A 20,371-nucleotide genomic window follows, 5' to 3' on the forward strand; every position below is an offset into this window, starting at 1 on the left:
TTCCAACAATGAACCTATGACTACGTACCTACTGTGATATAATTTCCTCAGTTCAATTTTGTGTTCAAATCTATGACTAATCCTAAAACTACAGTCACTTCTAAAGACGTCGCTAAGCTGGCGGGAGTTTCTCAATCTACCGTTTCTCGAGTCTTTGTTCCCGGTAGCTCGGTTTCAGAAAAAACCAAACAGAAAGTGTATGAGGCAGCAAAAGCGCTCAACTATCGTCCAAACGCTTTTGCTCGCAGTTTAACGACCAATGAGTCGAAGCTAATTGGTGTCGTCTTTCCTGATGCAGATTACCCAATCCACATGAAAACGCTGCAACTTATCTCTACTGAACTGCAAAAGCAGGGGTATGCGACGGTGTTGATCCCTTGGAAAATTGATGGGGAAGACAATCACTCGATTCCGAACATCTTTCAGTACCGAGTAGATGGTGTTATTGCAGCCTCTGCGACGTTCAACAAGTCCCTCTATGAAGAGTGTGAAGAGTTCAATATCCCTATTGTTCAGTACGCACGGGTGGTCGAAGGAACGAAAAGCAGCCATGTTGTGAGTGACAACTACGCCGCAGGTCAGCAAGCCGCTCAGCATTTTCAACAGGTAGGGGTTAAGTCAGCGGTCTATTTAACCGGTAATGTCCCAACCTACACCAACAGTGAACGAGAGCAGGGTTTCTGTTCTGAGTTTGAGGAGCTAATCGGCACTCAAGTTCGAATCGTCGAAGCGGATTACGATTACCAGGAATCTTTGGACACTATTCGTCACTTATTGGCGAGTGACGAACGTCCTGACGGTATTTTCTGCGCGACCGATAATTTAGCGATGGCTGTCATGGATGTCGCGCGCTGTGAATTGGGCCTCAACGTACCAGGTGATCTGCAAGTCATAGGCTTTGATGATATTCCTCAGGCGCAATGGCTCAATTATCAACTGACCACGTTTAGCCAAGACTTTAAACGCCTTGCTCGTGAATCAGTGAAAGTGATCGTGTCTCAAATCCAAGAAGAAAATAAAAGCTTGGTGAAGATGATGGTGCCTGCACGGCTCGTGATCCGAGAGACGACCAAGAAACAATAGGCGCTTTCGAGCTGAATTAATGCGTCGCTAGACAAAAGTGAGATCGAGATAAAGTTGCCAGCTTTTCATATTGTTATACTGTCAAAAGATTCAACAGACAGGATTTCAAAATATGTCAAAGACTTCTAAGTTGGCCAACGAAGATAAACTGGTTAAGAAAGCGTTAGAGATTGGCGGTAAGATGGCGAAGATGCAAGGTTTCGAGCTGCCTAAGTCTCCTCAACCAGTTCGAGTGAAAGCTGTCTATTTGTTTTTAGTGGATGCCAAGCAAATTACTCCTCTACCTGAGAGCAAACTGGATGGAGCGAGTATCAAACATCGTCTTGCCGTTTGGATTCATAGTGCGTTGCCTGATGATGACCCTCTGAAGTAACTCGATAGATCAAATGAAAAGGCGAACCCGTTGGTTCGCCTTTTTAGTCTTTTTAATGGGGTTCACGATTTAAAAAATCGCTTTCTGTCGATGCTTAACATAGAAAAACAGGCTGATAGCGATGAATAAAAACGTAAAGTAATAGAAGAACGAAGAAAGCGACGCAATGAAATCAACATGCTCTTCTATCTGTTCCTGTGTGTAACCTTGAGACAGTAACTTGTAGTAGTAGGCGTATAGCACACCGATCAATCCGTAGCCTAAATTGAACATCAAGCCTTTAAAGCTCAGTACAGTCGCTCTGTTATGCGACTCTGTTTTTTTATTGAGGTGAAAACTGATGAAAATGTTCATTGTCATGATAATGAAGATCAGTATCAGAGCTGGGATCACCCCATAGACTGACCACCCGAGACTTATCCAATAGTAGGTTGCCATGGATGCCACGCCCATCACGGCGATAAACGTTTTGGGTTGCATGCTCTCTGCTAATCGGCGGCTTTGCCCCGCGAGTAGTATCTTAAGCACACTGATCCCTGCACCAATTAAACCGAAATAGATGATAGGGATATTGATCGCGCTGTAGTATTGGCTGTTCATGGTTAAGAACATACGTGAGGTGTGTTCAAATAAGCTGTAGTAAAGCAATATAAACAACACATACGGAGTCGAAAGTACCCATTTCCCAGTGTCTAAAGTCAGCTTCATACTCTCGATGGTTGTTGCCAGCCTGCTGCTTTCGCTCGAGATAACCTTTTTCTCTTCCCTCATGCTGGTTGCGGCGTAGATAGCAATGAGTGCAACCACCAACGTCGCATAGACAGGTATACGCATTATGTCTTGCGTACTTTCAGGCTTTGCCAACCCTAATAAGTCATAGACGCTAGCCATAAAGTTCACATCGTACATGGCGGCACCAATAAGGGTAACGAAAATACCGACCGTTGAAGCGATACGAAGTTGAATTTGCAGAACGCGTGGCCACAGGTCCTCTTTGCCTTGTTCTTTTAAGGTGTCATAGGCTAAGGCTTCGTCAGCTCCACTGGCTAAAGCCATCGCCAAGCCGCTCAATATTCGGTTAATCAAAAAGACGATGAAAACGAGATCGAGGTTTCCTGTCGGAACAAACGCGATCATGGCGATTTCAATAAACATAACCAAAGACGATAGCACCACCAGCTTTTTACGGCCTAACGTGTCAGCAAAAGCGCCAGAGGGCACCTCAGCTAATACAATCGTTGCAGCCCAAACCACGTTAAGCATGGCAAATTGAGAAAGGGTTAAGCCGTAATCTAGATAGAGGAGGGTGAACACGGGATAGTAAAAGCGCGCAAAGTAGCTGCTTCGAAACATTAAGAAGTAGCGAACATTGCGAATTTGAAGGATCTCTTTGAGTGACATCTTAGCTCTAATCGTTCGAGTAACATGGGTTATGTATATACTTTTTTCCTCAATAGGTCATGGTATTGAGGAAAAATACTATTCTGTGACTCATTTACGAGCATAACCCCATATGAGAATTTTCTACAATTCGAATAAAAATTACACTTTCAATCAATGATGGGAATAATCTCTTTTTAGTTTACATTCCAAATTTTTATGCACATAAAGTGATTTAGTTTTTTATTTGTAAATTATTGCAGTTGATCAAAATTAGATCGAAGATGGGTTGATTTCTCATCTTTTTAAGCTTGTCTGGTTTATAAATGATCAGTTTGTTTAATTAAATATTATTATCCCATTATAGAGCTTCAAATATTTATTCCAAATATAAGTTATGCTTCCGATCGTTCGGTTTTCTTTAGGCTTTAAATATTGTTCAAATAAGAATCATATAATTTAATCAGGGAGAGATATGAACAATTCGATTAATATTTCAGCAATAAATTAAACGTCTTAATAAAATTAAACGCATAAATCTACAGAGTTTGATTTATATAACCATTCACAGCATCAATACTTAAATAATATATATTTTAATTTTGTAAAATCATTGATATATCAATTTAAATACTAATAATGTGCCTCATTAAGAACTTCTTTTGCGACGGAAATGAACAGATTAGACGAAAAATTTTTAGATCTACTCTATGCCTTTTTTGAGAATTTCACTCTCTTTTTTAGGTTCCTTTTAGGGCTAGGTTTGATATTTGCTTTCTACTCAATCTTCTATGCCCTTTTTGGTGGAACAGCGGCTGATTTTATCGATCCAAGCTAATTCGCCATTGCCATAAGTTAGCTAAATAACTGTTGCCTATTATAAAGAGATTATTATGAGTAATAGCCAAGAACCGAGATTTTTTGTTGGAAGCACTATTCCTTTCGCCTACTTTCCTATTATTGTTACTTATATGGGGATGAGTCTAATTAAAGATGATTTGATAGAGGGGAGCCCCGGTTTATTACCGCTGTTTGGCTTTTTCTGCATGATGTCAATATTTATTGGTTCAGTGTTTGCCATAATAGGCCTACTGGATACTTACATATTATGCGCTGAACTAGCCTTCTTGGTTCCTATCTATATCACGGGGACAATGGCTAGATTACGTTATCAAAAACAAATTGAAAATGATGTCTCGATAGTCCTAACACATGTACTTTCCATAATCACTTTTCTTGCAACCGTTGTGGTGATCGCTTACACGACTGGCTTTTCAGAACTCTCTAATAAAGGCATGTTTGCCAGCGTTATAGACTATCTATTCCCACTCCTATATTTAGTCGTAGCAGGTGTCGTTTTTTATGGCTGCATACTGGTTCCATTATTTCACTCGCTTCAATTCTTAGTTATCGGCACGCTTTATCATATCAGCCAAGAGCGTGGACTGGTTTTTTTTCTGAGAGTCGTGGGTATATTGCTAATGGGAACTTGGTGGGCTGCATGCTTTGCTGGCTGGGTTGAGTCTCCGATCCGTTCTAACTCCTATGAACCTTACTTATCATCAATCCACTTTGGCCTTACCATGGGTTTGTTGCTCGGTATGTGTCTTATAAACCATTTTCTATTCTGGCCTGGTTACTTGGATGACCAATCTGATAGATTCGAGATTGTAATGATTACTGTTGTTCTCGTTCTCTTTGTTCTGTTTGCAAACCATAACTACGATTGGTTTGCGTCATCCCGTTACGAATATCGTGGAGATGATTACCCATTCCGATTATTTGAATACGGATTAATGAGAGTTGTCGCGAATAGATATGACTACATTCCGTACTTACAAATGCTCTTGCTTCTCCCAATTCCGATTTACTGTTTTATCGTTAACCTATCCAAACAAAAGAAAAGAGACGACAGCGGCTGGTTTAAAGGCGCAGCGTGTAGCATTGTTTGTGTCACTCTTTTTATTGTTTTTCACTCCAAGGCCTATAGCCGACTGTTGAGCTAATGAATGCTTAGCATCAACTATTTTGACGCTTACAACTTCAAGTTAAATAGAGTCAGAGATTGAACAACTACTAAATTAATACTCATTTTCTAATATCCATCTATCAAGAGTTAAATATGGAAAATAAAAAACTGAGCCAAGTACAACAGCTCCTTGAAATATATAACCAAAGAGCTGGGCGTTATGATCAGCGAATTGAAGACTTTAAAGTGATGAGAGCGGAAATTTCAGCCGTCGAAGAGCCTAGAGTAAGAAGAAATGAACGCAATATCAAAATAGCAATCGTAGCTGCTGTTCTACTCGTAATCGCATCTATTGTTATATAAAGACGGCGGAAAGAATGATGAAGGAAAAACACTTAAATGCATTGGCAAAGGCCTCATTAGAGACCAGTAATATCCAAATAGGAAAATGGTATGCCAGTTATGGTTTACCTCTGCACTTATTCAAGTCTGATGAAAAAATTTACCAAAAAGCACTTAAAAAGCGTAATGGAAATAAAAAGCACATTCAAAAGTATGTTGAGCCTAAATTATTAACGGTTGAAGGTGTGACACAAGAGCTGCGGAATACCAAACGACTGAAAACGTACACCGAGCGTTGGAACAAGTATTTTAACCCTATTGCTGACCCAAAACATCGTACTCACCATCTCAGCGAGGTACTAGAAGCACTTGCAGATAATGATATTGAGAAGGCATTGGAAGCGGTCACTAACCTTCCCGAGGACTACCTCATTCATGAGGAATTTTGGGGTAAGGTAGTGCTATTTATTATTTCTGCGCTTTCTGGTGAACAAGCCCATGCTCAAGCGATTACGCAAGAGCTATTCAATATGGCGCAAAGTGAGCACAACACCGCCATATTGAGTAACTTCTTGCCAGCTATATGTGAGAAGTATTTAGAGCCAGAGTACCTACCATGGCAGATGAAATCTAAGACGGTAATTTGGCAGGGTGAAACCTATTATTGCGAGCCTGTGGCTGTACATAATATTGATGCTTTTGGCGGCGAAGAATACATAAACAACACCTCCGCGAAGCAACGAGCGTATGTTGAGCGAAAACATACCCCCAATTACGTTTATTCCTATGACCGTTATGGGAACAAAGGGCAGAGTGCTCTTAGTTTAACAACAAATGCCGCCATTTCGACGGCGAATGCTGTTGGTAAGCTGGCAGCGAATGCCTTGATTCTCACCGTTGGCGGTGCGCTGTACATAATGTTAGCGGGGAAAATTCGTGCTTATCACTACGCTAACTCAAGCCATAAAATGGTGTTTAAACGCAGCGTGGAGATACCTGTCAACTCATGCGGTTACCTCGTATCTAAACAAAGCAACACGCTAAAACCTCTACAGAACGAAGAATCGGAAGCAAGTATTAGTCAAGACTACTCATTCTTGAACTTTGCTGATGGCTTAGCTTATCCATGCCGAAAGGGGTATGAAATCCCAGATGAAGAGGGGCTAATTGAGTTTTTGAGCTCTGAAGCCTCTGACATCCGACAGTAGTAAACAGCCACTATCGAAGATATCGATAGTGGCGCCACTTCTTATCCTTGTGTTGCCAATACTGGTGACACGTAAAGTATCCATCGCCTCGGATACTCATAATCAGATCGCCTGCTCAGGAATCATTTTTGATGAAACTCTTTCGTTATCTCTCAATACTCTTATCAGTTTTACTCTTTTCAGGTTGTGCGACGACAAAACCAAATAGGACCCAGTGGTTCGATCATCTTCCAGATGACTACTTGAACAAAACTCTAGATCAGTTAACTCCAGAGCTTAATGCAAAGGGCAAAGAGCGCTTGGCTCAGTGTAGAGAGAGAAAAGAGCAAGTCGCGGGTTATTGTTTTATGTACGCCTATCAAACCACGGATACGGACAATAACGATCAAATATTCCCTTACTCCTATTCCTTTTGGGATTACATGGAAGCGATTGATGCCGGCAAGTACATCCCAACCATCCAAGGTTATGAAAGAGACTACATAAACAGAAAAAGGCTTGATGATTTGATGTCAAAAGCCCCAAAACCATCCTCAAAAAAATCGTCGGGGTCTGAAAGAACCAAGGCTAAAACTCTATTACCAAGAACATCAGTGGAAGAGTACGGGGTTGATGAAGGAATGCATTCCCATCCAGATGAAGTGATAGAGACAAAACGCATCCAAGTGACTTTTGAACTTCCTGGTGAGAAATAATGACCAACTTAGCACCGCTACAAGTGTCCGATAGTGTTAAGGCCTGGGTATGTAGTAAGCATTGGTTATTTGTTTTAGCCATGCTGCTCTATTTGGCCCTAGAGTCGAGCTTTCATGCAATACTGACATCGACAGTTATTGATCCCGCGGCAAGTATTGCTGATATTCAAAGAGTCGAAATATATGGGCGTCTAATTTCTGGTTTTGGTTCTGGCCTTCTAATGACTCGCTTTATTCTTACGAAACTTCCTAACTCTTTGAATCGTTTTGTTAAAGTATTGATCTTCTCTACCATATTTTTAGCCGTTTATTTCGGTCAAAAAGCGTTAGTAGAGCACTTTTTGATTGAACCTAGTTCGGCTGAAGTACGCAGAGATGCACTTTTAGTGAATACGGTAAAAACAGGTCTATACAACCAAGATTTGCTGACTAAATCACTCACCTTTAGTGACTCTGTTAAAGAGGATGTGGAGCAAAAAGTCATGCTGTCTCTGCTATCTGCAGGCTTTTTATACAACGAGAATTTTAAAGATAGCGCAATGAATCAACTTCAGTCGATCCTGTTGTCGATTGCGAGTAGCAGATATACCTCTGTGTTTCATTCTGAGATTCTCCCTAAATTTGACAGCAGTGGACATGATGTCAACGCACTGTTTAGTGATTATGGGCACGCACACAAAGAGAGGGATAATAACCTTAAAGATTCGGTGATCAAACGGAAATGGAGACAGATCTATGATGAAGCGAGCACGGAATACGTGAGGAAAGATATCCTTACTCAATTGGAAAATGCTGGGTATTCATTACGAAACAGACGAGTTAAACGAGAGTACGAAGCTAATGTCGATCGCAGCTTAGTTGAGTTACAACGTTATGCGAACGAGAATGGCAATAGCAAGCTTACTCGCGGCTCTGCCAAAAGGTTTATTCAACAAGCTCAACAGCCATACTCAGATCTCAATCGAAAGCTGCAAGAAGAATTAGATCTTCCAAAGGGTTCATTTCAGTTAGACCCTCCTTATGTCGCTCGTGCATGGTTGAAGCATGCGATAATCACTGGCTTTGAGGCGGAGTTAAATAGCAAACTCTCACAAAGCGGCATTACTAGAATGAAGCCCAACATTCGACGCTTTAGTGAGTTTGAAAAGCATCCCGATATACAGGACAAAGCGCGCGAAGCTTTGGGGGAGTATTACGTGAAAGGGTTTAGTTTTAACTGGAGTGATGCTCAGCTGTATACATCAATAAGGGAAACTTTCATTGATAGGCAAGTCACGTCAATGCGCAACAACATAGAAGGCGAACTCTCTTCATTTAAGGATGGGGGGGAACTTGAAAACGCCGGTAAAGATGCACTAAGAGCTATCTTAATTCCATGTATTGCGTTGGTGCTATCGGTCATATTATCAGTCACGTCAGTGGTTAAACTGGTATCAATGGCACTTGTCGGGTTGTCTGATGCTATCAGTAAACGTATTCGCGTCTCGCGTGATTTCAGTTTAAAAAGTCAGTTCCTACAAGAAGTGATGTTGTTGGTTAAGCCTCTGATTATCCTAGTTGTTGTACTCATCGTTCTCAATGCTCCTTTGATCATTGGTTGGCATGAAGAAGTGCAATCAATACTGTCGAGGTACTCGCCAATTACCTATAACTTCGTGAATGCCTTAACCCCGCTAATTCACGCGATGTTAGTGTTTGTTGATAGGATTTTCTATTGGTGCGTAGGGGGCTATCTTCTGTACTGCCTGTTTCAATATGTTAGGAGCTACCAAGACATTAAAAAGCATGGGGATAGATGGCGGCGTACACCGACTAGAATTCTCAATCTAAGAACGTCACTTAGACTTTCATGGGGAATAATATTCGTGTGTTTACCCTTGCTATATTTCGCTCGTCCCCCGTTTGATGATCAAGTTACCCAAATAGCTTACGATTCTTATGAATGGCTACTCAGCGTTCAGCCTATTGTCTATTCACAGGGTGAGTTTCTGAATGATGTTGCTTCACTTCCGAATATGGTTGATTCAATAACGGCACATCTAAAACAGGTGGATACTATGCTGTGGCCTGAATGACGTTTGTTGTTAAGTAATCAGATTCACAGAGTGAAAAGACTGAGATTTCTACGGGATGACTGGTTGACCTTCCCCTAAGGGTAAGGTCTATACTCAAGACTTAACTGAAAGGTAAGTTATGATTCATTCCCAGAAAAACACATGGATTGCGATATTCAGCCTCTTTGCGATGCTGATGTCTAGCTATGTGTCGAGTATGCCGATGATGGCGATGAACAGCTTACCTTCTTCTTACTCTACTGCTGCCGAAAAGAGCGACACTCACCCGCACCATCATTCAGTCGAGTACACTGAGATGTCTCGAGATACCCAGACAGAACACAGCGCTAGCCACTGTCATTCACAAGGCCAGCCTCAGGATGATATCTCTGCTTACTCCGCGATGAAAAATACTCACTGCGGTGATACTAGCTTCGGCGGAGACACCTGTTGCATCTCCGTTTGTTCCAGTACCTCATTCCCTACGAGCGGCGTTGATGCGCTGCATACCCTTTCGTTTTCATTAGCCTTACATCAATCCGATACGATTGGTGCCCCTGTTACACGCATTCAAACCTTACTTCGCCCGCCGTCGGCGTAATTCAATACCTTCATTGTTAGCTCTCAAACCCTGATCAACCCTGATTTGAGTTTGAGGTGTGTCCATATCTTTTATTCGTGGATAAACATCGTGAATATTGAATTAAACGGGCTTGGTCTAATGAAAACCTTGCCTTTAAGTGTTGCGGCTATTGTGTCTGCAATGCCTCTTATCTCGTACGCAGAAGATCAAGTTTCTGTAGCGACTATTACCGCATCAACTAAGCAGCTAAATGTGTTGATTGAGTTGGCATTAGACAGTGATTCCAGTCGTGCCCAATATGCAGCGCAATCGCAAGCGATGCGTCAATCTGGGGCGGCGAGCGCCACTTTAATGGATCCCAAGATCAAAGTGGGTTTCGGCGGCTTACCAACCGACTCGTTCAAACTGGATGAAGATCCAATGACTAACTTATCAGTGGGTTTGATGCAGCAGTTTGAGCGTGGCTCGACTTTGGCCTTGAATCAGCGCAAAGCCAACCAACAGGCTGATGGGGTGTCGTATCAAATCCAAGTGCGAGAGCGTGACGTTGCTAATGCCATCACTCAACAATGGTTGGAGCTCGGTTACCTTCGCTATGCGGCAAGTGTCATCCAAGACAACCAACGTCTGATGGAAGAGATGGAGCGATATGCTCAAACCAATTATTCGATTGGTAAGAGTGAAGCGCAAGATTTGCTGAATATTCAATTGCAGCGCAACAAGTTAGATGAAAAGTATCAATCAAATCTACAAATGCAGCATAGAGCTATGGCGCAATTGTCTGAGTGGTTGGGTTCGCAATGGTTGGATTCTAACCAAGCGCTGGATGCCAGCTATCAGCTTAACTGGTCGCATCTCGACGGTATCTTGCAATCATACGGTAGTTCACAGCAGTTCTATACCTTGTTGAATCAGCATCCAATGGCTCAAATTGCAGAGTCCAATATTGCTGCAAGTCGTACTCAGGTCGAAGTCGCCGAGCAAGCGTATACCCCTCAGGTTGGTGTTGAAGTGATGTACGCCTATCGTCAAGCGAACAACATGATGGGAGAGCCAGCTTCGGATTTGTTGAGTACGTATTTGACGATGGACATCCCTCTGTTTACTGACAATCGCCAAGATAAAAATGTGTCGGCAGCTCAATATCAAGTGGGCGCAGCGCAGTATCAAAAAGATACCTTACTTGCGCAGATGAACGCGCAGGTCAATGCCTTGATGATCGACAGAACGAACCTAACGGAACGTATTGAACGTTATCAGCAGCGGTTGCTTCCTCAGATGACAGCACGTATTGAAGCGGTTGAACGTGGCTATCAAAACAACACCGCCCAGTTTGGTGATGTGATCACTGCATCCTCTGACGAACTGGCACTCAAAGTCGAACTCGCACGCCTTATCACCGATTTAAATCAGGCCAACAGCAAGCTTGCATCACTGCTTGGAGGGTTTGAATACCAAGTATCGGCTCCTTCCGCTCACTACAAGAATAAAGGGAAATCAGAATGAGTACATTTAAAGTCGCTACTGTTGCGTTACTTGTTGGTGGAGCCGTTGGGTTTGGGGTCAATCACTACCTTTCGGGTATGAATCATTCGATACCTATATCCAATGACGGAGTAGCTAGTGAGACCGTAGCCAGTGATGAGCCACTTTATTGGGTTGCTCCCATGGATCCAAATTATCAGCGAGATAAACCAGGCAAATCACCAATGGGGATGGATCTTATCCCTGTCTATGCCGATGACCTAAATGGTGCGAATGACAAACCAGGAACCGTAAAAATTGATCCAGCTGTTGAAAATAATCTGGGGGTCAAAACCGCTGTAGCTGAACATGCATTGCTTTCTCCTCGAATTGAAACCGTGGGTTACATTGCCTTTGATGAAAGCCAACTTTGGCAAACTAACGTGCGCGTGTCGGGTTGGGTAGAAAAGCTTTACATCAATGCAGTCGGTGAAAAGGTTAAGCAGGGCGAAGTGCTTTTCACGCTTTATTCGCCTGAATTGGTCAAAGCGCAAGAAGAGCTGATCAGTGCCTACAAAACCAAACGGCAAGGGATGATCAAAGGCGCAACGGATCGATTACTCACATTAGGTGTCGATCGTAGCCAAATTAAAGCCATTGCTCGCTTGGGGAAAGCGTCTCAAACGATTGAGGTCAAAGCGCCAGCTGATGGTGTGATCGCTAGTTTGAACATTCGTGAAGGCGGCTATCTATCGCCAGCACAAGCAGTGATCAGTGCGGGTCCGTTAGATGAAGTTTGGGTCGATGCGGAAGTGTTTGAACGTCAATCTCACTGGATCAAACAAGGAAGCCAAGCATCAATGACTTTGGATGCGCTACCTGGTGGTGAGTGGAAAGGGGAAGTGGACTACGTTTACCCGATCTTAGACCCGAATACACGAACCTTGCGTGTTCGCTTACGTTTTGAAAACGCTCAAGGTGAACTTAAACCGAATATGTTCGCCAATGTCGCGCTGAATCCCGTGACCAGCGATCAAGTGCTGACGATTCCTCGTTCTGCTGTGATTCACTCCGGCGGAATGACCCGTGTGGTATTGGCGGAAGGTGAAGGCAAATATCGCTCTGCTCGCATCGAAGTTGGCCGAGAAGCCGCTGACAAAATTGAAGTGCTTCAGGGGCTGTTAGACGGCCAGGAAGTAGTCACTTCTGCGCACTTTATGTTGGACTCTGAATCGAGCCAATCGGCCGATCTTTCTCGAATCAATGGTGTTGAAGCCCCAGCAGAAACCGCGTGGGCAACAGGCGAAATTACCGATGTGATGGCTGACCACCGCATGCTCACTATCAATCACCAACCAGTACCTGAATGGGAATGGCCTGGAATGGTGATGAATTTTAACGTCGCCCAAGGTGTTGCTTTTGATTCGTTTAATCAAGGGCAGTTGATTGAGTTTGAAATGCAGAAATCAGATTCTGGCCAGTATGAAATCGTCGATTATAAAGTCAGCGAATCTCAGATAGAGGCAGCAGTTTGGGTTGAAGGTGATATTACTATGCTGATGGCTGATTTCGGCATGATTACCTTGCAACATCAGGGGGTCACGGAGTGGAACTGGTCAGCAGGAGAAATGAACTTCTCTGTAGGTGACGAGGTGGACCTTAGCGACTTTCAAGAAGGGCAAGGTGTTCGCTTTCTGATTGAGAAGCAAGGGTCGGATTACCTGTTGAAACAACTAGAGCAGAGTGAGGCGAGCCAATGATCAATGCCATTATTCGTTGGTCAATCAGCAACCGATTTTTGGTGCTGCTTGCCACCTTTGCGCTCATCTTTGGTGGGCTCTACAGTGTAAAGAGCACGCCTGTTGATGCGATCCCTGACTTGTCAGACGTTCAGGTGATCATCAAAACCAGCTATCCCGGCCAAGCCCCTCAAGTGGTGGAAGATCAAGTAACCTATCCACTCACCACTGCCATGCTTGCTGTTCCGGGCGCAGAGACGGTTCGTGGTTATTCGTTCTTTGGGGACTCGTACGTTTACATCATCTTTAACGATGATACCGACATGTACTGGGCTCGTTCCAGAGTATTGGAGTACTTGAGCCAAGTTGCGCCCAAACTGCCTGCAAACGCTAAACCAACATTGGGTCCGGATGCCACCGGGGTCGGCTGGGTCTACAGCTATGTACTGCAAGATAAAACAGGGCAACACGATTTGGCTGAGCTACGCAGCCTGCAAGATTGGTTCTTAAAGTATGAGCTACAAACTGTGGCAGGCGTTTCAGAAGTGGCGACCGTTGGCGGTATGGTGAAGCAGTATCAAGTACAAATTGATCCTGCCAAGCTGCGCGCTTATGACCTGACCTTGCAGCAAGTCAACATGGCTATCCAGAATGGTAACCAAGAGAGCGGTGCATCCGTGGTCGAAGTCGCTGAGGCCGAACATATGGTGCGAACGACAGGTTATCTTTCAGGTATTGAAGATATCCAAGCCCTGCCTTTGAAGGTGACTAAGCAAGGCACGCCATTGTTACTTGGGGACATTGCCGACATTAACCTTGGTCCGCAGATGAGACGTGGTATTTCTGAGCTTAATGGGGAAGGCGAAGCGGTCGGTGGCGTTATCGTAATGCGCTTTGGTGAAAATGCCAGCGAGGTGATTGCCAAAGTCAAAGATAAGCTTGCAGACCTTCAGCGTAGCTTTCCTGATGGCGTAGAGATTGTGGCAACCTATGATCGTTCTACTCTGATTGATTCGGCCGTTGAAAACCTTTGGAAGAAACTGGCGGAAGAGTTCATTGTTGTTGCGATTGTCTGTGCGCTGTTCTTGTTCCATATTCGTTCCTCGTTGGTCATTGCCCTGAGTTTACCTGTCGGGATCTTATCAGCGTTTATCATCATGCACTGGCAAGGCATCAACGCCAATATCATGTCATTAGGTGGTATTGCGATTGCAATAGGTGCGATGGTGGACGGAGCGATCGTGATGATCGAGAACGTTCATAAGCACATCGAACGAACCCCTCTCAACGACAAGAACCGTTGGCAAGTGATTGATGATGCCGCTCAGGAGGTTGGGGCACCGCTGTTCTTCTCTTTGCTGATCATTACCTTGAGCTTTGTTCCCGTGTTTGCACTAGAAGGGCAAGAAGGGAAGATGTTTTCTCCTTTAGCTTTTACTAAGACGTATGCGATGGCGGCGTCGGCGGGTCTTGCGATCACCTTAGTACCAGTATTGATGGGTTACTTCATTCGTGGCCGAGTGCTACCTGAGCATAAGAACCCGATCAACAAAGGTCTGGTTACGCTGTATAAGCCGCTGCTTAACATCAGTCTAAAACACCCTAAGAGTATGATCGTATTAGCGATGGTCTTGATGGGTTCTGCGTACTACCCAACAACCAAACTGGGCAGTGAGTTCATTCCGCCGTTGGATGAAGGCGATCTAATGTACATGCCGACGACTTACCCAGGTATTTCGATAGGTAAAGCTCGGGAATTACTGCAACAGACCAACAAGCTGATCATGACGGTACCAGAGGTGGAAACGGCATGGGGCAAAATTGGGCGTGCAGAAACCGCAACCGACCCTGCGCCGCTGACCATGATAGAAACGGTCATTCAGCTTAAACCAAGAGAAGAGTGGCGTGACGGTGTGACGACAGAATCACTTCGTAAAGAGTTTGATGATTTAGTTCAGTTCCCCGGTTTAACCAATGCGTGGGTCATGCCGATAAAAACTCGAATCGACATGCTTGCAACGGGTATCAAAACGCCAATCGGAATTAAGATTGCCGGACCTGATCTTAAAGTGATCGAACAAATCGGTTCTAAGCTCGAACCCGTCCTCAATGGTATTGCTGGGACAGCTTCTGTCTATGCTGAGCGCGTGGCTGGTGGGCGTTATGTCACTATTGATATCAATCGCAGAGCTGCTGCCCGTTATGGTTTGAGTATCAAAGAAGTTCAGCAAGTCGTGTCGACTGCAGTAGGTGGTATGAACGTCGGTGAAACCATCGAAGGTTTGGAGCGTTACCCGATTAACGTTCGTTACCCACAAGATTACCGCGACTCAGTCGTTAAGCTGCAAAACCTGCCGTTAGTGACGCCAAATGGTGCTCGCATTGCGTTAGCCGATGTCGCCAACATTCGTTATGAAGATGGTCCTCCGATGATCAAAACAGAGAATGCTCGCCCGAATGGCTGGGTGTTTGTTGACATCGAAGGACGTGATCTCGGCTCTTACGTTGAAGAAGCAAAACGCACGGTTGCCCAAGAGCTGAACTTACCGGCTGGCTACTCACTGGCGTGGTCTGGGCAATATGAATACATGGAGCGAGCTAAAGAGCGCTTGGGTGTGGTTGTTCCAATTACGATTGCCATCATCATGTTGCTGCTCTATTTCAGCTTCCGCCGAGTGGGCGAAGTGATGATCATCATGCTGACCTTACCCCTTGCCATGGTTGGCGGGCTCTGGTTGATGCATTTCTTAGGCTACAACTTCTCAATTGCCGTTGGGGTAGGATTTATCGCGCTTGCCGGTGTTGCGGTTGAGATTGGCGTGATCATGTTGGTCTACCTCAACCAAGCGTGGCACTACACCAAACTCGATGCGCAAGAAAAAGGGCTCCCATTAAATCAACAAGATCTCAGTGATTCGATTCGTGAAGGTGCAGGGCTTCGAGTTCGACCTGTCATGATGACGGTGCTAACGGTCATCATCGGCCTTATCCCAATTATGTATGGCGAAGGGACGGGCTCAGAAGTCATACAGCGTATTGCCGCTCCGATGATTGGTGGCATGGCGTCAGCTCTGCTTCTGACTCTTCTTGTGCTGCCTGCGATCTTCAAATTATGGAAACAGCGTGAGCTAAAAGCGCTGACACATAAACCAACTTCACACTCTTAGATTAGCACTAATGGGTGGCGGTCACCGTTACCCAAACAAGCCTATTAAAGGCAAAAGGAAAGCAAAAATGAAAAAGACAGTATTAGCGATTCTATTGGCAGTATCAGTTACACCAGTGTGGGCTCAAATGGACCACTCGAAGATGGATCATGGTTCGATGAAGCATGGTGAGATGGAACATAGCAAAATGGATCACAGCAAGATGGACCACTCAATGATGAACATGGAAGGGATGTCAGATGTCGGTATGCCAGCGCAAGGGGCGAAGCCAGACAAAGTGGTGCATGTTTTACTGACCGATGACATGAAGATTCAGTTTAAGAAGCCAGTCACCATCGAACCAAATGATGTGGTTCAATTTGTGGTGATGAACGTGGGGAAAATTGACCACGAGTTCACGATTGGCTCTGCTAAAGAGCAGTTAGAGCACCGTGAAATGATGAAGAACATGGGCCACCACGAGCATGATTCGGGTAACGCTGTGACCGTCAAACCAGGTAAAGCGAAACAGCTCTTATGGCATTTCCATGGTGACAACAACGTTGAGTTTGCCTGCAATATTCCGGGCCATGCTGAAGCGGGGATGGTTAAGAAAATCACCCTGTAGCATCCAACCTAGTTTGGGTATGTAAGCTTTAACAATACAAAGGCGAACCATTTGGTTCGCCTTTTTCTACGCGTTTTGTTGTTCAGCGATTAGAATTTCACTTGGTAGTTTAGAGTGTAAGTGCGGCCACGACCTTTGTATTGGTATAGCGCATCACTACCATTGTACCAGTGCTGAGCTCGCTGGCTCCAAGTCGTGTAGTAATCTTCGTTCAGTAGGTTCTTAATACCGAAACCAAGGCTGCCTACAGGTAGCTGGTAGTGACCCGCGAAATCAAACACAGTGAACCCATCTAGCTCTCGGTCGTCAGCATCTTTGTAATCAAACATAGTCAAGCTTTGAAGCTTCAGACTGTAGTCATTGTCGTACCAGCCTACCCAAGCTCCTGCTTTAGACGTACTTGCTTCCATCGCTTGGTGATCTTCCCAGCCAGTGTCTGTTTCAGTTTCTGTCACGACATAGTGGCCTAAAAGACCAAGTTGGAGCATATCTGTTGCCCAGTAGCTGATTTGAGCTTCTGCGCCGTAGACACGTTTAGGGTCTGCAAGTCCCGAGATAGATAAGTCATCTTCGTACTGAACAGTTGCACTTGAGTGCGAGTAGTAGAGCGCAGATTGTAGCGAGAGATTATCTAGCTCGTTACGGTAACCGATTTCGTAGCTGTCAGTCTTGATTCCATCGAGTTTAGACGCGGCGACATCTTGAGTCGGGCTCTTACCGTAGTAACGATATAGTTGAGGAATATCAAAACCTTGCGAGAAGTTAGCCCAAATCTGAGAAGTAGGCGTTAGGTTATAGATAGTACCTAGGTTAAACAAGCCTTCCGAGTAGTCAGTCGAACCGCCTGGAATAAGGTCTGAGCTAGCATTTTTTTGGAAGTCTGAAACATCTACGTCCATTGCCTGGTAGCGGTAACCTGCCTGTAGCGACCAGTCTTCAGTGATGCTGTATTCCGCTTGCAAGAAGCCGGCAAGAGATTGAGTGTCGATACCTGGGTAGCGGCCTTCCATCTCGCTGATTACGTGAACCAAGCCACCTGTCGCCTCAGTCGTCGCCTGATCGTAGATAGCTTTATCGCTGTCAAATTTATCAATGTATCCGTCAATACCGTAGGTCAGGCTCAAAGAATCAAATGATTTGTTCAGTGCCACTTTCATTGCCAAAATATCAGTAGATTGGCGAGAAGAGTTGGTCGATAGAGACGAACGCCCATCTTCTGTATATGGCATGAAGGTGTGGTCTTCAGTGCGGTAAGATAGCTCTGCGATGAGTTGATGGCTTAAGAAGCTATTGTTGCTGTATGCCGCACTCAGCATCACGCGTTCTGTTCCCTGTTCGCGATCGGCCGAGTAGCCTTCTCTCACGTCGACAAACTGGAAGTTACCGCTGGCATCTTTTTCAAAGTAGATGCCATATGGCGTGTCTTGTTGGCTATCGTAGTATTGGGCTAACAAGTTGAGTTGCTGGCCTTCAGCGATGTTAATTTGTAGATTACCTAACAGGTCAATGGTTTCATTAAACTGGGTAGAGCCCTGAGTAATGTCTGGCGTTACCATTTCGCCATCAGCATCGAAATAGCCTTGTGTTTTGGTGTACGCAACGGATGCGCGACCTTGAACTTTCTCGTTACCACCAGCGATAGATTGGGCCAGTTTGTAGTCAAAATCGTCGCCTGATGAGAAGCCCGACGTTCCGCCAACGAAGGATTCCAATTCGACTTCCTCGCCAGACGATTTCTTAGTGATGATATTGATAACACCACCCGCAGAGCCTGCACCATAAATTGAAGTGGCTCCAGAAAGTACTTCAATACGGTCGATGTTGAATGGGTCAATTGAGTCTAACTGACGGCTTAGTGAGCGTACTGACTGAAGTGATACGCCATCAATCATTACCATCAGGCTACGACCACGTAAGTTTTGACCAGAGTGAGTACGGCCACCACTGCTTACGTCCAATGAAGGAATGGTGGCAGCCAGAATTTCATCAAGGCTTTTACCACCACGGTACTCTTGCTCGATAGTTTCCGAGTCGATGTACCAAACGGTTCCTGGAATATCACTGATCGCTTTTGGCATGTGGCTTGAGACAACCACCATCTTTTCATCGGTGGTGTATTGCTCGGCTTGCGCAGGGAATACAGCGGTCGTAGCAACGGCTAATGCAATGGCGGATAGTGGAAAATTTCCTTTTTTAACGTTCATTTTTTTCTCTATGTTTATTGTTTCTAGGCTCCACAAGAATTTGACCTCTTGTGTGATGGCCTGGTTTTTTACTTTGATTATTAAGCCTTCGCCCCAGTTGTTCGCTGAAGCAAAGTACTCAAACTGGTAATAAATAAAGTGGCTTAAATGGTGGACTTTTCGCTATTCGAACTTGGTGTTAACCAGTCGATCATTCCGGGGCCTGATTCGGTATCAAACAACACTTCACCAGCTAGACGGTTAATGATTTTTGCGCTGCGCCACGCCATCAGGCTGAGTTGTGGTTCAGCGATACCATGGCTGTGCATACCTGCATTGACGGCAAAAATCTTATTCGTCTGCTGGCCTTCCCATTTAAGTTCGAAGTCAGAATTCATTTGATACTGGTTGTTCTCGTCCATATCAAATAGCGGTAGTAGGTCACGAAGACTCGCTGGATAAGGTGCTTCAAATCCAGTCGCTAAAATAACGATGTCTGCTTGGTGTGTTTCTAAACTTTGCCCCAGCGCATTGCTGGCAGTCAGGTTGAAGCCTTGAGAATCTTGGCTCATGTGAGTGAGAGTGCGGTGAGGCAGCAACTTGACCCACTTATCTTCTTTGAGAACATCAAAACGATGGTAAAGCTCTTGATAAATGGTCAGCAGGGCTTTTTGAGTAATACCGTCTGAGGTGAGCTTTTGATTGGTGATCTCGGTGTTTTTAACCGTCGGAGATAAGTTAATAAACGCATCGACATAATCAGGTGTGAAAAACTCGTTGGTAAACGAAGCTTCATCGAGTGGCTGATAGTTAGAGCGACGTGACAACCAGTCTAGAGATTTTGGTTTGCCCCACTTACTTTGTAGTGCATTAATAAAGATGTCGGCGCCACTCTGTCCCCCACCGATGATCATCACACGTTTGTTAGTGAAGTCTCTTTGACGAAGGCCTATTTCAGCGGCGTGGAAAACACGTTCACCGATATGAGTTTTAGCGCACTCAGGAATAAACGGCACTTTACCGGTACCAATACACAAGTTATCAGCCTGATAAACCCCTTGATTAGTATGTAGCTTGAATGTGCTGCCTGTGTACTCGACCTGCTCGACGCGACTGGAGAACTGAACGTTGTCCATTTGATGTGCAGCCCAAGCTAGATAGTCTGAAAATTCATGTCGGCTAATACATTGAAGTTCTGCTGATAGAAAACGATAGAACTTTTTATTTTTGACCAGGTAAGAGAGGAAAGAGTATTGGCTCTCTGGGTTGATCGCAGTCACTAAGTCTTTCAGGAACATGGTCTGCATATTGGTGTTATCCAGCAGTAAGCCTGGGTGCCATGCGAAGTGTTCTTTGCCTTCAAAAAAGCGTGACTTAATTTGCGGTTGTTCATTTAGCAGTGCTGCAATGCTTAGGTTAAATGGACCTGCACCAATACCTGCTAAATCGAGTTTGACGTTGTGAGTGTGTCCCATGATCACAATCCTTTTTTCTTGGGTTATATATGCGGCTTAACTTACCGTT

Annotated in this window: 15 protein-coding genes; 12 read left to right on the plus strand and 3 right to left on the minus strand. The window is 44.6% G+C overall.

What is annotated here, in order from left to right; genetic code table 11:
• Positions 1–72: 72 nt before the first annotated feature.
• Both F0231_RS03345 and F0231_RS03350 read left to right on the plus strand, forming a co-directional pair.
• The gene (locus F0231_RS03345; RefSeq protein WP_171758293.1) at positions 73–1,083 is read left to right on the plus strand and encodes a LacI family DNA-binding transcriptional regulator; all 1,011 of its coding nucleotides are present in this window, start codon (positions 73–75) and stop codon (positions 1,081–1,083) included.
• Positions 1,084–1,195: 112 nt separating this feature from the next.
• On the plus strand, positions 1,196–1,456 hold the full coding sequence (locus F0231_RS03350; protein WP_171758294.1) for a DUF5062 family protein: 261 nt from the start codon (positions 1,196–1,198) through the stop codon (positions 1,454–1,456).
• A 69-nt stretch (positions 1,457–1,525) separates the two neighbouring features.
• Here F0231_RS03350 and F0231_RS03355 read toward each other — a convergent pair whose 3' ends face one another.
• Complete coding sequence (locus tag F0231_RS03355; protein WP_171758295.1) at positions 1,526–2,857, minus strand: MFS transporter; 1,332 nt, start codon at positions 2,855–2,857, stop codon at positions 1,526–1,528.
• Positions 2,858–3,729: 872 nt separating this feature from the next.
• Here F0231_RS03355 and F0231_RS03360 point away from each other — a divergent pair.
• The 10 genes from F0231_RS03360 (at position 3,730) to F0231_RS03405 (ending at position 16,664) form a co-directional block, all read left to right on the plus strand.
• Positions 3,730–4,842 carry a hypothetical protein gene (locus tag F0231_RS03360; RefSeq protein ID WP_171758296.1) on the plus strand — a complete coding sequence of 371 codons (1,113 nt, stop codon included), beginning with the start codon at positions 3,730–3,732 and terminating at the stop codon, positions 4,840–4,842.
• A gap of 116 nt (positions 4,843–4,958) precedes the next feature.
• The gene (locus F0231_RS03365) at positions 4,959–5,168 is read left to right on the plus strand and encodes a hypothetical protein (RefSeq protein WP_171758297.1); all 210 of its coding nucleotides are present in this window, start codon (positions 4,959–4,961) and stop codon (positions 5,166–5,168) included.
• 14 nt (positions 5,169–5,182) lie between these two features.
• On the plus strand, positions 5,183–6,355 hold the full coding sequence (locus tag F0231_RS03370; RefSeq protein ID WP_253825712.1) for a hypothetical protein: 1,173 nt from the start codon (positions 5,183–5,185) through the stop codon (positions 6,353–6,355).
• A gap of 131 nt (positions 6,356–6,486) precedes the next feature.
• Positions 6,487–7,050: a hypothetical protein gene (locus tag F0231_RS03375; RefSeq protein WP_171758298.1), complete on the plus strand. Its 564-nt coding sequence runs from the start codon at positions 6,487–6,489 to the stop codon at positions 7,048–7,050.
• Positions 7,050–9,125, plus strand: a complete 2,076-nt coding sequence (locus tag F0231_RS03380) for a hypothetical protein (protein WP_171758299.1) — start codon at positions 7,050–7,052, stop codon at positions 9,123–9,125. The genes F0231_RS03375 and F0231_RS03380 overlap by 1 nt, the downstream gene beginning before the upstream one ends.
• A gap of 118 nt (positions 9,126–9,243) precedes the next feature.
• Complete coding sequence (locus F0231_RS03385) at positions 9,244–9,705, plus strand: hypothetical protein (RefSeq protein WP_171758300.1); 462 nt, start codon at positions 9,244–9,246, stop codon at positions 9,703–9,705.
• Positions 9,706–9,867: 162 nt separating this feature from the next.
• Positions 9,868–11,193 carry a TolC family protein gene (locus F0231_RS03390; protein WP_253825721.1) on the plus strand — a complete coding sequence of 442 codons (1,326 nt, stop codon included), beginning with the start codon at positions 9,868–9,870 and terminating at the stop codon, positions 11,191–11,193.
• A complete protein-coding gene (locus tag F0231_RS03395) occupies positions 11,190–12,911 on the plus strand; it encodes an efflux RND transporter periplasmic adaptor subunit (protein ID WP_171758301.1) in 1,722 nt (573 codons plus the stop codon). The genes F0231_RS03390 and F0231_RS03395 overlap by 4 nt, the downstream gene beginning before the upstream one ends.
• Positions 12,908–16,057: an efflux RND transporter permease subunit gene (locus F0231_RS03400; RefSeq protein ID WP_171758302.1), complete on the plus strand. Its 3,150-nt coding sequence runs from the start codon at positions 12,908–12,910 to the stop codon at positions 16,055–16,057. Before F0231_RS03395 ends, F0231_RS03400 begins: the two co-directional genes overlap by 4 nt.
• A gap of 67 nt (positions 16,058–16,124) precedes the next feature.
• Positions 16,125–16,664, plus strand: coding sequence for a cupredoxin family protein (locus tag F0231_RS03405; RefSeq protein WP_171758303.1), 540 nt, complete (start codon positions 16,125–16,127; stop codon positions 16,662–16,664).
• Between the two features lie 89 nt (positions 16,665–16,753).
• Here the strand turns inward: F0231_RS03405 and F0231_RS03410 are convergent, their stop codons facing one another.
• Together F0231_RS03410 and F0231_RS03415 are read right to left on the minus strand one after the other, a co-directional pair.
• Positions 16,754–18,868 (minus strand): TonB-dependent receptor, encoded by a 2,115-nt coding sequence (locus F0231_RS03410; protein ID WP_171758304.1) that lies wholly within the window; start codon positions 18,866–18,868, stop codon positions 16,754–16,756.
• Positions 18,869–19,011: 143 nt separating this feature from the next.
• Positions 19,012–20,322, minus strand: coding sequence for a lysine N(6)-hydroxylase/L-ornithine N(5)-oxygenase family protein (locus tag F0231_RS03415; protein WP_171758305.1), 1,311 nt, complete (start codon positions 20,320–20,322; stop codon positions 19,012–19,014).
• Between the last annotated feature and the right edge of the window lie 49 nt (positions 20,323–20,371).

Source organism: Vibrio sp. RE86 (genome assembly GCF_013114545.1).
Lineage (GTDB): Bacteria > Pseudomonadota > Gammaproteobacteria > Enterobacterales > Vibrionaceae > Vibrio.

Bases quoted from the DNA above. Each gene is read 5' to 3' on its own strand.
- F0231_RS03345 (WP_171758293.1), top strand. From the start codon at position 73: ATGACTAATCCTAAAACTACAGTCACTTCTAAAGACGTCGCTAAGCTG.
- F0231_RS03350 (WP_171758294.1), top strand. From the start codon at position 1,196: ATGTCAAAGACTTCTAAGTTGGCCAACGAAGATAAACTGGTTAAGAAA.
- F0231_RS03355 (WP_171758295.1), bottom strand. From the start codon at position 2,857: ATGTCACTCAAAGAGATCCTTCAAATTCGCAATGTTCGCTACTTCTTA.
- F0231_RS03360 (WP_171758296.1), top strand. From the start codon at position 3,730: ATGAGTAATAGCCAAGAACCGAGATTTTTTGTTGGAAGCACTATTCCT.
- F0231_RS03365 (WP_171758297.1), top strand. From the start codon at position 4,959: ATGGAAAATAAAAAACTGAGCCAAGTACAACAGCTCCTTGAAATATAT.
- F0231_RS03370 (WP_253825712.1), top strand. From the start codon at position 5,183: ATGATGAAGGAAAAACACTTAAATGCATTGGCAAAGGCCTCATTAGAG.
- F0231_RS03375 (WP_171758298.1), top strand. From the start codon at position 6,487: ATGAAACTCTTTCGTTATCTCTCAATACTCTTATCAGTTTTACTCTTT.
- F0231_RS03380 (WP_171758299.1), top strand. From the start codon at position 7,050: ATGACCAACTTAGCACCGCTACAAGTGTCCGATAGTGTTAAGGCCTGG.
- F0231_RS03385 (WP_171758300.1), top strand. From the start codon at position 9,244: ATGATTCATTCCCAGAAAAACACATGGATTGCGATATTCAGCCTCTTT.
- F0231_RS03390 (WP_253825721.1), top strand. From the start codon at position 9,868: ATGCCTCTTATCTCGTACGCAGAAGATCAAGTTTCTGTAGCGACTATT.
- F0231_RS03395 (WP_171758301.1), top strand. From the start codon at position 11,190: ATGAGTACATTTAAAGTCGCTACTGTTGCGTTACTTGTTGGTGGAGCC.
- F0231_RS03400 (WP_171758302.1), top strand. From the start codon at position 12,908: ATGATCAATGCCATTATTCGTTGGTCAATCAGCAACCGATTTTTGGTG.
- F0231_RS03405 (WP_171758303.1), top strand. From the start codon at position 16,125: ATGAAAAAGACAGTATTAGCGATTCTATTGGCAGTATCAGTTACACCA.
- F0231_RS03410 (WP_171758304.1), bottom strand. From the start codon at position 18,868: ATGAACGTTAAAAAAGGAAATTTTCCACTATCCGCCATTGCATTAGCC.
- F0231_RS03415 (WP_171758305.1), bottom strand. From the start codon at position 20,322: ATGGGACACACTCACAACGTCAAACTCGATTTAGCAGGTATTGGTGCA.